Below are 13,647 nucleotides of genomic sequence, written 5' to 3'. Positions count from 1 at the left end.
ATTCAGATTTAATTTTCCCGCTGTTAAATTAATTAATTTGAACATAAAATAGGACCTCCTTACATGCACTCTGCATGTAAGGAGGTCCTATTTAGATAAAAATCATACATTTTCTTAACTTGATGGCCATGCTCAAATAAAGAGATTTTTTATTTCTGTCTATTATTCAGATTACATTTCATACCTCGATAGAGCCTAATGTACTCTACTCCAGCTCTTGTCATTTTTCTCCTTACGAGTATTCGTTAGTTCATTATATTCTCAAAGACTTCTTTTTTCAGCAAGCAGACTGTATCAACAAAAAAAGTTACATTCACAAAAAAACTCAAAACTAAATAAAATAACTACCCACAAATTAATACAGTCCATTTCCCTCTATCTTCAGAGCGTTAAACCGTCTCACTATCCTGAGCCATACCAACACTATCCTCAAACTTATCCAACAACCCACGCACCTCATCGGTCGACTTCGTACTCATCAATTGATTTCTCAATTCAGCAGCTCCAGGGAAGCCTTTTACATAAATTTTAAAGAAGCGATGAAGTCCTGTGATTGAGCGTGGCAGTACTTCTGCATATTGATCTTGTAAATCAAGTTGTAGTCTTAAAAGATCTAGATGTTCTTTACTGCTATGTTCCCTTGGCTCTTTTTCAAACGCAAATGGATTTTTGAAGATGCCTCGTCCGATCATTACGCCATCAATGCCGTATTTTTCAGCAAGTTCCAGTCCCATTTTACGATCAAGGATGTCTCCATTGATTGTTATTAACGTATTTGGCGCAATACGGTCACGTAATTTTTTTATTTCTGGAATTAGTTCCCAGTGCGCATCTACTTGGCTCATTTCTTCTCTTGTGCGTAAATGAATAGAAAGGTTTGCAATATCTTGTTTGAAAATGTGCGTTAACCAATCTTCCCACTCGCTTAACTCTTTAAAGCCAAGTCTTGTTTTTACACTGACAGGTAGTCCGCCCGCTTTTGCTGCTTGGATAAGTTCTGCTGCAACGTCTGGACGTAGAATAAGGCCACTACCTTTCCCTCTTGATGCTACATTCGGTACTGGGCAACCCATATTAATATCGATGCCTTTAAATCCTAGTTCTGCCATACCAATACTCATTTGACGGAAATATTCAGGATTATCTCCCCAAATATGTGCCACCATTGGCTGTTCATCTTCTGTAAAAATCAAACGGCCACGTACACTTTTCATACCTTCTGGATGGCAATAGCTATCCGAGTTTGTAAACTCTGTGAAGAATACGTCCGGACGACCTGCTTCACTTACTACGTGACGGAAAACAACGTCTGTCACATCTTCCATTGGTGCAAGTACGAAAAATGGTCGTGGTAATTCACGCCAAAAATTATCTATCATTTCAAATTCAAATCCTCTCACTATGAATACAATTTCAAAATCTCAATTTATAATTTGTGAAAATCAGCAATATTTATTTTAACTAAAATCGCTTATGAATGGTATTTTTGTAAACCAAAAAGCAGGTGGTATAGATTTTTTCTATATCAACTGCTTTCCTATTATACTAGCTTAAGCCAAGCCACACACTCCACATGCGTCGTATGCGGGAACATATCAACAGGTTGTACTTCCTGTGTTTTATATCCGCCTTCTTCTAGTACTTTTAAATCACGTGCTAATGTTGCTGGGTTACACGATACGTATACGACGCGTTTTGGTTTCATGTCGATGATTGTGTTTAGTAATGCTTCATCACAGCCTTTACGCGGTGGATCTACGACCATTGTATCGGCGATTACGCCTTCTTTGTACCATTTTGGAATGACTACTTCTGCTTCTCCTACGCCGAATTCAGCGTTTGTCATGTTGTTTAGTGCTGCGTTTCGTTTTGCGTCTTCGATTGCTTCTGGGACGATTTCAACGCCGTACACTTTTTTCGCTTTTTGCGCTAGGAATAACGAGATTGATCCGATTCCGCAATAGGCATCGATTACAGTTTCGTTACCATTTAATTTTGCGTATTCTAACGTTTTATCGTATAGCACTTTCGTTTGTTCTGGATTTACTTGATAGAATGAACGTGCTGAAATCGCAAATTTAATGTCACCGATAAAGTCATAAATATATTCTGATCCGTACAGTACTGTAGTTTTGTCTCCGAAAATTACATTCGTACGCTTCGTATTTACGTTTTGAACAATCGATTTTACTTCTGGGAATTTCGCTGCAATTTCTTCAATGATTGCTTTTTTGTTCGGCAATTCTGCTGTACGCGTAATGAAGACAAGCATAATTTCCCCTGTTACTTGTCCGTAACGAGCCATTACGTGACGAAGTGTTCCTTTGTTACGCTCTTCGTTGTACGCAGTGATACCGTGCTTTTCACAAATACGTTTTACTTCTTGGATTAATGTATCGTTTTCTTCTGCCTGAATTAAGCATGATTCCATATTAATGATATCATGCGTTCCTTGGCGATAAAAACCAGCTACAAGTCCGCCTTCACGTTCTCCGATTGGTACTTGTGCTTTATTACGGTATACCCACGGATTCTTCATGCCAAGTACAGGATGAACAGGAACATCACCTAGTCCTCCGATACGCTGCATAACGTCACGTACTTGTTTTTCTTTCGCTTGTAACTGTCCTCCATAAGTTAAATGCTGAAGCTGACAACCGCCGCACTGGTTATATACTGGGCATTCTGCATCTTTACGATATGGACTTTCTGTATGAAGCTTCATTAAACGACCAAATGCGAAGTTTTTCTTCACTTTAATAATTTTAATTTGCGCTTCTTCACCTGGTAATCCGTTTTTAACGAAAATAGGATAGCCCTTTACTTTCGCAACACCGGCACCATCATGTGTTAAATCTTCAAATACTACATCTATAAACTCGTTTTTCTCAACTGGTGGCGTCATTTTAGTACTCATTTTCCGACCTCTCTTTTTCATAACACTGCGTTACATTTTATCATACTTATATGGTCTTTTTCTATTGGAAGAAAAAAAGCTATTGACGATACTTCTCTGTTAATGTTACGCTACTACTAATTTAATACGGACGATGTTACCTCATATATACTTGATAATATGGATCGAGAGTTTCTACCCGGCAACCTTAAATTGCTGGACTATGGGGAAAACTAATGAATATTAGCCTATGCGCAAAAAAGGACTCATATTGATTAGCTTTCTCTCATAGATGAAAGTGAATCCATATGGGTCTTTTTTTATTTTTCTAAAAGGTCAGACATCTTACGTATGACATAAAACCTCGTTCTTTTATTTTTAGTAATATAACGAGCGTTTTATGTACAAACTTTATACGAACTTCTGAAAGGGGCAACTACATGCAATATGTAATGAGCATTATCGGTATTCTTGCCGTGTTAGGTTTATGTTTTGCTTTGTCAAACAACAAAAGTAAAATCAACTTCCGTGCAATTGCAATTATGATTGGTTTCCAAATTTTAATCGGTTGGTTTATGTTTGCTACAAAGGTTGGTCAACAAATCATTATTTTCATTAGTAAAGTTTTCAACAAACTAATTAAACTTGGTACGACAGGTGTCGATTTTCTCTTTAATGGAATTCACAGAGATTTTGTCTTTTTCTTAAACGTATTATTAATTATCGTATTTTTCTCAGCACTACTTTCAATCTTTAGTTATTTAGGTGTTTTACCATTCATCGTTCGTGTTGTCGGCGGTGCAATTTCAAAAATTACTGGTTTGCCACGCGTTGAGTCATTCCATGCAGTAAACTCTGTATTCTTCGGTTCAAGTGAAGCGTTAATCGTTATTAAAAACGATTTACAGCATTTCAATAAAAACCGTATGTTTATCATTTGTTGTTCTGCGATGAGCTCCGTTTCTGCTTCTGTTACAGCATCATACGTAATGATGTTAGATGCAAAATACGTGCTAGCAGCTCTTCCGCTAAATTTATTCTCAAGCTTAATCGTTTGTTCGTTATTAACACCAGTTGATACGAAAAAAGAAGATGAAGTGATTCAGAAATTTGATAGAACTCTATTCGGAGACAGCTTTATCGGCGCAATGATTAACGGTGCGCTTGATGGTTTAAAAGTCGCTGGTATCGTTGCCGCATTAATGATCGCCTTTATCGGTGTGATGGAAGTTGTAAACTACGTAATTAGTGCAGCTTCAGGCGCAATGGGACATGCTGTTACTTTACAACAAATCTTCGGTTACGTACTTTCTCCATTCGCATTCTTAATGGGTATTCCAACTCAAGATATTATCCCAGCTGGTGGTATTATGGGTACGAAGATTGTTTTAAATGAGTTTGTAGCAATCCTTGATTTAAAAGACACAGCTACAACATTAGCTCCACGTACAGTTGGAATCGTTACAGTATTCTTAATTAGCTTCGCAAGTATTAGCCAAATTGGTGCAATCGTTGGTACAATCCGTGCCCTTTCTGAAAAACAAGGAAGCGTTGTTTCTAAATTTGGTTGGAAAATGCTATTTGCATCAACACTTGCTTCTATTTTATCTGCGACAATCGCTGGATTGTTTATTTAATAAAAAATCACCTTACTTTAACGAGTAAGGTGATTTTTTTGATTCTTTATGAAATCGAACGGAATTCGACTACTTCCTCGTTACTAATAAGTTTTCCTTCGTGTATGCCTTTTACTGAAATAACCATAACAGATTTATCTTCTCCTTCAAGCTTTCCTAAAGAGAATAAATAGATTAAATTTCCTTTTTGTAACATCCATTGTTTTCCATTCACTCGACCTAATATTCTTTTTTCTGAAGATGGCTTTATTTCTCCAACATACTGACATTCTCCAAAAGAAGTTTTTATTATATTCTTCTCTGTATCAATTACTAGATGCTGGAATAGTTCTAGGTTTCTACTTGAAACAATTTCAATTTCATGGTTACTTTTTTGCTTAAATTGAAGTTTTCCATCACTTGTATTAGATAAACTACTATTCTCAACGGCGTTTCTAAAAAAGTGATATTCTTCTTCTGTAATACCAAAGTTAGGATGATACGGCTTCACCTGTTTATCTATATGCCCTGATATGTAGTTTACGTACCACTCTTTATCATTCTTCACATGATCACTCATCTTTTTAGTAATAACCTCTACTTTTTTACGTGTATCACGATCCATCTCTAGTGTCATAATATCCGCCGTCACTTCCGCATTCATAAGATGCGATGGAATATACTCTTCCACACTATTCGCTTTACTCACTTCACTTTGGCAACCAACTATAAATAGTGATATGAAAAAGATATATATTATTTTTTTATATTTCATTTCTATTCTCCACTCCATACATTATTCTTACTTAGTTTTATAGCGGTTTTTATTATAGTATAAAATCTTTATATTTTAATAAAATCCATATCTGTATGCAAAATTGCATATTAATAAGTCTTCTTCTTACTTTAAAATTAGCTTAAATCACTTTCCAAATTATACAAATAACAAGTTTAAAATGTTATAATTTTCAAAAAAACCATTGGAGGATATTATGAAAGCCCACGCAATTTTCGATTTCTTACATTTACTAGTCTTAACGCTGAAAAGCTATTATGTATGGGGAATGCCTATCTATGTCTTCGTTATTCCTCTTATCTTTGTAGTCGGTTATATTATTATTAATTCTCATAAGAAACAAAAAAATACATCTATTCAAAGTCACTAATCTATTACCTTAATAGCCTCCTAAAAATCATATTCCCCTCATTTTCTTCAAATGATATGATGAACAAGGGTATATCCCCACCACTCTTATAGCGGTGGGGATTTTAATGTCAATATGCAACATACTACACAATAGAAGGTGATTTTCATGAGAAAATACGCAGCAATTGCTTTATGTACGTCTGCCATTCTAGCAGGCTGTAATACTAACAATGTAAGTCCAGAACCTAAAAAAGAGAAAACGGCTCAAGGGATTAAGAAACAAGAAGAGACTGTGCAAAAACAAGGTAAAATCTCATATAATGCAGTTACACACGAATCTACAAACACAAGTATTCATATTACAGACATAAAAGATTCTTTAAATGAAGTACAATATAAAATTTGGCGCACAGCTGATGGCAAGGAAAGTGCTAAATCTTTTTCTTCTAAAGAAAAAGAGAAACAATTCACACTTCCTTTTGATATAAAGGAATTTGAAGGAAAACGCGGTGAGTTCCAAATTGAAGCAACAGGAATGAAAGAAGCTGGGAAAACAATCCCGCTTACGAAATCTACTATTACTTTCGAACAAAAGGTTCCTGTTCTTATGTATCACGCAATTGATGATTATCATGGTCAAGGTATTAAAGACTTATTCGTATCACCAGCTAACTTTGAAGCACAAATGAAACATTTAAAGGACAATGGTTATACGCTGTTAACGTTTGAACGCTGGGGCGATATAAATAAAGTAAATAAGCCGATTTTCGTTACATTTGATGACGGTATGAAAAATAATATGAATGCATTTCGCGTTTTACAAAAGCTAAAAGATGATACTTTTAAACCGGCAGCAACAGAATATATGATTGTTGATAACGTTGATGTAGAAGGAGCATTGTCTACTTCTGAAATAAAAGAAATGGTTGATTCCGGCATTTTCTCGGTGCAATCTCATACTGCAACACATGCAGACTTGCCGAAAATTACAAACTATGAGGAAGAGTTAAAAGGTTCAAAAGAAAAGCTAGAAAAAATAACAGGTAAGCCTGTTATCGCGATTGCTTATCCATTCGGTCATGTAGATGATAAGGTTGTTGCAGAAACGAAGAAGTATTATCAATTTGCGACGACGACAAAGCCTGGGCAATTCATTACGAAGGGTGAACCTGATGAATTGTTAAAGATGAAGCGCGTTCGTATACACCATACAACGACTGTAGAGCAGTTTGCTTCTTCAATTAAGTAAATGTAAGAGCTCAATACATTTTGAGCTCTCTTTTTACTTTATATTTATATATATTTTTAGAATTTTCTTGTATTATATATAGTAAGAAATCTTTCAAATTAAAGGAGATTATACATATGTCATTTGAACAAACGTTAGAGAAATATGCTGCTCTTGCAGTTAATGTTGGTGTTAATATTCAACCTGGACAAACTTTATCAATTAGTGCACCTCTTGAAGCTGTACAATTTGTACGCCTCGTTACAGAGAAAGCATATAAATCTGGTGCAAAACACGTATATGTGGATTGGAATGATGAGACGTTAACACGCTTAAAGTTCGATCTAGCTCCTGAAGAAGCTTTCTCTGAATTCCCTTCTTGGAAAGCACATGCTCGTGAAGAATTAGCAAAAGAAGGCGCTGCATTTATGTCTATCTATGCAGAAAACCCTGATTTATTAAAAGGTGTAGAAGCAACACGTATCGCAACAGCTCATAAAGTAGCTGGAGAAGCGATGAAAGTATACCGTGATTACGTACAAGCCGATAAAGTAAGCTGGTGTGTAATTTCTGTTCCTACGAAAGAATGGGCTGCGAAAGTATTCCCTGACGTAGCGCCAGAAGAACAAGAAGCAAAGTTATGGGATGCTATTTTCAAAGCTACTCGCGCTGATTTAGAAAATCCTGTAGAAGCATGGAAAGAACATGATGAAACATTACATACAAAAGTGGATTACTTAAACGAAAAGCATTATAAAGCTCTTCACTATACAGGTCCTGGAACAGATTTAACAATCGAACTTCCAGAAAAACATGTATGGGCTGGTGCTGGTAGCTTAAATGAAAAGAACGTACCATTTATGGCTAATATTCCAACTGAAGAAGTATTTACAATGCCACTTAAAACAGGTGTAAACGGCCAAGTTTCTAGTACAAAACCGTTAGTATTTGCAGGTAATATTATCGATAATTTCACGTTAACATTTGAAAACGGACGTATCGTAGACTATAAAGCTGAAGCTGGTAAAGAAGCTTTAAAACATTTAGTAGAAACAGATGAAGGTTCTCACTTCTTAGGAGAAGTAGCTTTAGTACCTCATGACTCACCAATTTCAAACACAAATGTTTTATTCTACAATACACTATTTGACGAAAATGCATCTTGCCACCTTGCAATCGGAAATGCTTATGCATTTAACTTAGTTGGCGGAAAAACAATGTCTAAAGAAGAACTTGCTGAAAACGGCGCAAACGCTAGTATTACACACAACGACTTCATGATTGGATCCGCTGAGCTTGATATCGATGGTATTACAGCTGATGGCAGACATGAGCCTATCTTCCGTAAAGGTAACTGGGCGTTTTAAATTAATTACCATAAGAAACACATTGGATAATCCAATGTGTTTTTTATTTATTTGGTTTCAATTCAAATTTTATCGTTCTATTTTCACGCGTAAACTCCGGTCTATACGTAGCGATATACGTATTTTCTTTCGCTACATCAAATAGCATGATATCTTGGATTTTTTCATCTGGTGCTAACTTTTTACTAATAAAGCTATCAGGGTTATTATATTCTTTAAATCTTGTACCTTTCTTATCGGTAATCTCAAATTCATAAAATGCAAAAGGTATTTCCTTTTCACTATTATTTTCCACTTTGAAAACAACCCCCAAAATCTCTTCTTTCTTTTTATCCTCATCATAATCCGGATATCCTAATTCAACTGAATCGATAGTTACTTGCAAACCATCTACGTCTACTGTCTCCCCTATTTTATACACTTTATCTTGAACATCTTCTTGTTTACTTTCATTACTATCTTTAGTCTCAGTGCAAGCACTTAAACTAAAAGCTATGCCAAAAATTAAAACAATTTGACTCACCTTTTTTAACATACTCTTTCCTCCACATAAGACAATATTTCATATGTATCATAACAAAACGCTTTACTCTTTCTTGTCATATTTTGTCGTATTAATTGCTAACTGCACAAATAGAAAAAAGCTATCTTCTACAAAAGATAGCTTTCATGATGCCGATGAAACCTTAAGCCCAATGACACCCAAAACAATAAAGAGAATACAAAATGCTTGGAATAAGCTAATATGCTCTTTAAAAAAGTAAACACTAATGATTGTAATAAGTAACGTTCCAACGCCAGACCAAATGGCATAAGCAATACTTAAATGAATCTTTTTAACGACGATAGCAAACACGCTGAAACAAATTCCATAAAATACGAAAATAAGTACACTTGGAACGAGCTTTGTTAAACCATTTGATAGTTTCATTGCGATTGTTCCAGCTACTTCAAAAATAATTGTAACAAGTAATAATAGCCAATATACCATACTAGAATCTCCTTCTCTGTTACCTTATAGAGATTCTAGTATACTACTTATAGTCCTAATGAAATATATTTAATTTCTAAATATTCCTCGATGCCAAAATGGCCTCCTTCACGGCCGATACCACTTTCTTTAAATCCACCGAATGGTGCTTGTGCAACTGATGGAAGACCATCGTTTAGACCAATAATACCGTACTCTAGCGCTTCACTAATTTGGAATGCTTGGCTAATGTCTTTCGTGAAAATATACGCAGCTAAACCGTATGGTGTATTATTTGCACGTTCAATTACTTCATCAACTGTTTTAAATTTCGCAACTGGTGCCACTGGCCCAAATGTTTCTTCATTCATACAAAGCATCGTATCATTTGCCAACCCAATTACAGTCGGTTGAATGAAATGTCCCTCTAACTCTGCGACCTTTTGACCACCATATAAAACTGTTCCACCTTTTTGAATAGCATCTTCAATATGTTCTTGTACTTTTGAAACTGCATTCTCATCAATAAGTGGCCCGACAGTCGTTCCGTCACCGAAACCGTCTCCTACTTTCAACTGCCCTACTGCCTTTTGGAACTTCTCTACAAATACTTCGTATACTTCTTCTTGAACGAATACTCGGTTTGTACATATACACGTTTGTCCTGCATTACGGAATTTCGAACCAATCACCGCTTCTACTGCTTTATCTAAATCTGCATCATTCATTACGATAAACGGAGCGTGTCCCCCTAACTCAAGCGAAACTTTTTTCATCGTTTGCGCCGCACTAGCCATTAACTCTTTCCCGATTTCCGTTGACCCTGTAAAGGACACTTTTCGAACGCGACCATCTTCCATCCATGTATCAGCAATTGCTTTTGCACTACCTGTTACGATATTGATTACACCCTTTGGAATATCTGCTTCATGGGCTAATTCAGCTAATTTCAATGCAGTTAATGGCGTTTGACTTGCCGGTTTCACAACGGCTGTACAGCCTGCTGCAAGCGCTGGGGCTACCTTTCTCGTAATCATAGCAGCTGGGAAGTTCCAAGGTGTAATAGCTGCCATAACGCCAACTGGTTGCTTCATAACTAAAATGCGCTTATTCGGATGAGAAGCAGGAATCATTTCACCGTATACGCGTTTCCCCTCTTCTGCATACCATTCAACAAAACTGTTTGCATAATTTACTTCACCAAGCGCTTCTGCAAACGGCTTTCCTTGTTCCTTCGTCATAATCGCTGCGATCTCTTCTTTATTTTCATCAATAAGCGTAAACCACTTTTTTAACTTCGTGGCACGATCTGCTGCCGTTAACTTAGACCACGTTTTAAAAGCTTCATGCGCAGCATCAACAGCTTGCTTTGCCTCTGTTACTCCGCCTTTTGGTACAGTTGCAAATATTTCCTTCGTCGCAGGATTATTTACTTCAATTTGTTCTTGTAGTGTAATCCACTCACCATTTATATACATCGCCTTTTTATCTATACTTACGAAAGTCGCCTTTTTATCCAATGTTTTCTTCCTCCTCTATGAACTTCTTAATTTTCCTAGTAGCAGCAGATTGACTAATTTGCAAAAACTCAGCCACTTTATAACTTGATCCATACGTTTTATACGCTTTAAGAATAATATTTCTCTCTACCTCTTCCAGCATTTTATAAAGGCTTTGCCCCGATTGTTCAACTGCAGCCTCTTGCATAGAGAGTGGCAAATCCTCTACCGTTACAACATCATCGACAGTAATAACAATTCTCTCAATTACATTCTCTATCTCTCTATTGTTTCCTTCCCACGGATATCCGACAAACATTTGTAATGTACCCGGTGCTAGTTTCACATCACGTCCGTACTTTTTATTAAAGTGCTGCAAGTAATGATAAATAAGCGGTAAAATATCTTCTGTTCTCTCCCTAAGCGGGGGAATTACAATTGGAATGACATTCAGACGATAGTATAAATCTTTCCGAAATGTTCCTTGTTTCACCATCTCGCTTAAATCTCTATTTGTTGCCGCCACAATTCGAACATCTACTTTTTTTAATTCTCTTCCGCCTATAGGACGAAATGTTTTTTCTTGCAATACTTGCAAAAGCTTCGCTTGAATTTCAATCGGCATTTCACCGATTTCATCTAAAAAAAGAGTTCCTTTATGCGCGGATTCTAATAGTCCCTTTTTCCCTTCACGATTCGCACCTGTAAAAGATCCACCTGAATATCCAAAGAGCTCCGATTCAATTAAATTAGTTGGTAATGCCGCACAATTAATTTCATAGAAACTTTCATTCTTCCGATGACTCACTTCATGTAAATGGCGTACTAATCGACTTTTTCCTACTCCAGTCTCGCCTAAAACGAGAACAGTACTATCCACTACAGATACTTTTTTGATTGTATCGACTATTTTTTGCATAGCTAGACTTTTAAAAATAAGTCCTTCATGCTCATATGTTTCTCTTAATTCTTTTTTATATGTTTTTAGCTGATTATCCATTTCCTCTACCTTTTGACGTAATTGATAGAGTTCAGTAAGGTCGCGAGAATAACTAATCACTCTTCTTAAATTTCCCTCATCATCAAAAACAGGCCTTGTACGAACGTGTAAATACTCTCCTGATTTTGTAGTTTGAACGAGTTCAATTGGCCTCTTTTTTTCAATCACTTCTAATGTCGCTGATGGATAAAAGATTCCATCCTTTTGTAGTTCTTTTACATGCTTACCAACTAACTCTTCTGCAGCTAGTTGGTAGTGCCTTTCACATGTACTATTTACACGCACAACGATCCCTTGCTCATCTGTAACAAAAATTTCGTCAAACGCATATTCAAATACATCTTTTAAATCCATTAACACTCGTTCCTTTTCTGCAACCATCCTAGCCACCCCTAACTTCAAATCCATCGATCCACTTCACTATCTTTATTATAAAGTGAATTTTCTGCATTTAATATAGAGTCAGCTAGAATGTTTGCTATTTATACTTCCGTTTTTAAACGCGAGCGATGTTCGTTTGCTCATAACAAGCTTGCAATGATTCTTCAATTATTGTTAAACCTTCTTCAAGTTGCTCATCTGTAATAACTAAAGGCATTAACACACGGATAACATTTCCATACGTTCCTGCTGATAATAAAAGTAACCCACGCTTATTTGCTTCTGCACATAGATTAGCCGTTAACGTTTTGTCAGGTGCTTTCGTCTTACGATCTTGAACGACCTCAAATGCACACATTGCTCCTAACCCACGCACATCACCGATGCAATGATATTTATTTTTCATCTCTTCGAATCGGTTCATTACGACTTTTCCTAATTCTATCGCTCTATCATTTAATTTCTCATTTTCTATTACATCGAGAACAGCTAATGCAGCTGCACATCCTAATGGACTTCCTGCATACGTTCCACCAAGTTCACCTGGTGCAGATTCATTCATAATTTCTTTACGTCCAATGACACCACTTATCGGTACACCAGCCCCTAATGATTTAGACACTGTAATTAAATCTGGAACGACATCATAGTGATCAATTGCAAAATATTTTCCTGTACGACTAAAGCCTGTTTGTATTTCATCCGCTACAAATAAGATGCCGTTCTCTGAACAAATGCGGCGTACTTCTTGAACAAATTTCTTACTTGGGACGATAAATCCACCTTCCCCTTGAACAGGTTCCATTACAACAGCTGCAATTGTTTCTGGTGCTACTTCCGATATGAAGAAGTTCTTAAACTCTTCAATAATAAAATCATCATACTGCTCTTCCGTTAATCCCTCTGGGCGACGGTATTCGTATGGAAATGGCGCTTTATATACTTCTGGAGCAAATGGACCAAACCCAAATTTATATGGCTTCACTTTACTTGTCATCGTCATTGTCATTAATGTACGCCCGTGGAAGCCTTTAGAAAATGCAATAATACCAGATCTCTTCGTATATTTACGAGCGATCTTCACCGCGTTCTCAACTGCTTCTGCACCACTATTTAAAAACAGGACTTGCTTATCGAAACTTCCTGGTGCCAATGCCGCAAGCTTTTCTGCTAATTCAATATATGGCTCATACATCATGACATTAAATCCAGTATGAATGTATTGATCGACTTGTTTATGGAGCGCTTCTTTAACCGTTGGATGACAATGTCCTACGTTAATTGTCCCGATTGCTCCTGCAAAATCAATGTACTGATTGCCATCAACATCTGTTACAAGAGCACTATTTGCAGATTGTACAAACGTTGGGATGCCGTTACTTACTCCTTTTGGTACTATATTTTGACGGCGTTCTAATAAAGATGCCGCTTTCGGTCCTGGAATTTGTTCATTTACTTTAGCAAATTTTTTTGTGTTCATTGCGTACCCCATCCTTTTCTTTACATTGTTTTCTCTTCTTATTGCAAAATATATGCCAACTTT

Annotated in this window: 12 protein-coding genes and 1 riboswitch; of the genes, 4 read left to right on the top strand and 8 right to left on the bottom strand. The window is 36.4% G+C overall.

The window, feature by feature from the left end:
• Positions 1 to 389 precede the first annotated feature (389 nt).
• Entirely contained in the window at positions 390 to 1,379 is a 990-nt protein-coding gene (locus OXT04_RS17570; RefSeq protein WP_078187437.1) for a tRNA dihydrouridine synthase, read from the bottom strand.
• Positions 1,380 to 1,540: 161 nt separating this feature from the next.
• Positions 1,541 to 2,917: a 23S rRNA (uracil(1939)-C(5))-methyltransferase RlmD gene (rlmD, locus tag OXT04_RS17565; RefSeq protein WP_061660063.1), complete on the bottom strand. Its 1,377-nt coding sequence runs from the start codon at positions 2,915 to 2,917 to the stop codon at positions 1,541 to 1,543.
• A gap of 121 nt (positions 2,918 to 3,038) precedes the next feature.
• A riboswitch (purine riboswitch) is annotated at positions 3,039 to 3,140 on the top strand.
• Between the two features lie 196 nt (positions 3,141 to 3,336).
• Between rlmD and OXT04_RS17560 the strand changes: the two genes are divergently transcribed.
• Positions 3,337 to 4,533, top strand: a complete 1,197-nt coding sequence (locus OXT04_RS17560) for a NupC/NupG family nucleoside CNT transporter (protein WP_001200494.1) — start codon at positions 3,337 to 3,339, stop codon at positions 4,531 to 4,533.
• Between the two features lie 46 nt (positions 4,534 to 4,579).
• Here OXT04_RS17560 and OXT04_RS17555 read toward each other — a convergent pair whose 3' ends face one another.
• Positions 4,580 to 5,287 (bottom strand): hypothetical protein, encoded by a 708-nt coding sequence (locus OXT04_RS17555; RefSeq protein ID WP_000875603.1) that lies wholly within the window; start codon positions 5,285 to 5,287, stop codon positions 4,580 to 4,582.
• 217 nt (positions 5,288 to 5,504) lie between these two features.
• Here OXT04_RS17555 and OXT04_RS17550 point away from each other — a divergent pair, with 217 nt between their 5' ends.
• The 3 genes from OXT04_RS17550 (at position 5,505) to OXT04_RS17540 (ending at position 8,254) form a co-directional block, all read left to right on the top strand.
• Entirely contained in the window at positions 5,505 to 5,678 is a 174-nt protein-coding gene (locus OXT04_RS17550) for a hypothetical protein (RefSeq protein ID WP_000643593.1), read from the top strand.
• A gap of 147 nt (positions 5,679 to 5,825) precedes the next feature.
• Positions 5,826 to 6,908 carry a polysaccharide deacetylase family protein gene (locus tag OXT04_RS17545; protein ID WP_001233714.1) on the top strand — a complete coding sequence of 361 codons (1,083 nt, stop codon included), beginning with the start codon at positions 5,826 to 5,828 and terminating at the stop codon, positions 6,906 to 6,908.
• A 116-nt stretch (positions 6,909 to 7,024) separates the two neighbouring features.
• A complete protein-coding gene (locus tag OXT04_RS17540) occupies positions 7,025 to 8,254 on the top strand; it encodes an aminopeptidase (RefSeq protein WP_267416328.1) in 1,230 nt (409 codons plus the stop codon).
• A gap of 43 nt (positions 8,255 to 8,297) precedes the next feature.
• Here the strand turns inward: OXT04_RS17540 and OXT04_RS17535 are convergent, their stop codons facing one another.
• The 5 genes from OXT04_RS17535 to gabT all read right to left on the bottom strand — a co-directional run bounded on the left by OXT04_RS17535 (position 8,298) and on the right by gabT (position 13,584).
• A complete protein-coding gene (locus OXT04_RS17535; protein ID WP_071714717.1) occupies positions 8,298 to 8,789 on the bottom strand; it encodes a DUF4352 domain-containing protein in 492 nt (163 codons plus the stop codon).
• 132 nt (positions 8,790 to 8,921) lie between these two features.
• Positions 8,922 to 9,245: a DMT family transporter gene (locus tag OXT04_RS17530; RefSeq protein WP_000263262.1), complete on the bottom strand. Its 324-nt coding sequence runs from the start codon at positions 9,243 to 9,245 to the stop codon at positions 8,922 to 8,924.
• A 47-nt stretch (positions 9,246 to 9,292) separates the two neighbouring features.
• Positions 9,293 to 10,744 carry an NADP-dependent succinate-semialdehyde dehydrogenase gene (gene gabD / locus OXT04_RS17525; RefSeq protein WP_000358137.1) on the bottom strand — a complete coding sequence of 484 codons (1,452 nt, stop codon included), beginning with the start codon at positions 10,742 to 10,744 and terminating at the stop codon, positions 9,293 to 9,295.
• Complete coding sequence (locus OXT04_RS17520; RefSeq protein WP_098509092.1) at positions 10,737 to 12,104, bottom strand: sigma-54 interaction domain-containing protein; 1,368 nt, start codon at positions 12,102 to 12,104, stop codon at positions 10,737 to 10,739. Before OXT04_RS17520 ends, gabD begins: the two co-directional genes overlap by 8 nt.
• Before the next feature lie 115 nt (positions 12,105 to 12,219).
• Positions 12,220 to 13,584, bottom strand: a complete 1,365-nt coding sequence (gene gabT / locus OXT04_RS17515) for a 4-aminobutyrate--2-oxoglutarate transaminase (protein WP_267416325.1) — start codon at positions 13,582 to 13,584, stop codon at positions 12,220 to 12,222.
• Between the last annotated feature and the right edge of the window lie 63 nt (positions 13,585 to 13,647).

The organism is Bacillus sp. GC_Bacil_1, assembly GCF_026540675.1.
Classification (GTDB): domain Bacteria; phylum Bacillota; class Bacilli; order Bacillales; family Bacillaceae_G; genus Bacillus_A; species Bacillus_A cereus.
This window is presented reverse-complemented; position numbering and strand designations above follow the sequence as displayed.

What these genes read in the sequence shown, in the direction of transcription:
- OXT04_RS17570 (WP_078187437.1), bottom strand. Translation starts at nt 1,379, where the DNA reads ATGATAGATAATTTTTGGCGTGAATTACCACGACCATTTTTCGTACTT.
- rlmD (WP_061660063.1), bottom strand. Translation starts at nt 2,917, where the DNA reads ATGAGTACTAAAATGACGCCACCAGTTGAGAAAAACGAGTTTATAGAT.
- OXT04_RS17560 (WP_001200494.1), top strand. Translation starts at nt 3,337, where the DNA reads ATGCAATATGTAATGAGCATTATCGGTATTCTTGCCGTGTTAGGTTTA.
- OXT04_RS17555 (WP_000875603.1), bottom strand. Translation starts at nt 5,287, where the DNA reads ATGAAATATAAAAAAATAATATATATCTTTTTCATATCACTATTTATA.
- OXT04_RS17550 (WP_000643593.1), top strand. Translation starts at nt 5,505, where the DNA reads ATGAAAGCCCACGCAATTTTCGATTTCTTACATTTACTAGTCTTAACG.
- OXT04_RS17545 (WP_001233714.1), top strand. Translation starts at nt 5,826, where the DNA reads ATGAGAAAATACGCAGCAATTGCTTTATGTACGTCTGCCATTCTAGCA.
- OXT04_RS17540 (WP_267416328.1), top strand. Translation starts at nt 7,025, where the DNA reads ATGTCATTTGAACAAACGTTAGAGAAATATGCTGCTCTTGCAGTTAAT.
- OXT04_RS17535 (WP_071714717.1), bottom strand. Translation starts at nt 8,789, where the DNA reads ATGTTAAAAAAGGTGAGTCAAATTGTTTTAATTTTTGGCATAGCTTTT.
- OXT04_RS17530 (WP_000263262.1), bottom strand. Translation starts at nt 9,245, where the DNA reads ATGGTATATTGGCTATTATTACTTGTTACAATTATTTTTGAAGTAGCT.
- OXT04_RS17520 (WP_098509092.1), bottom strand. Translation starts at nt 12,104, where the DNA reads ATGGTTGCAGAAAAGGAACGAGTGTTAATGGATTTAAAAGATGTATTT.
- gabT (WP_267416325.1), bottom strand. Translation starts at nt 13,584, where the DNA reads ATGAACACAAAAAAATTTGCTAAAGTAAATGAACAAATTCCAGGACCG.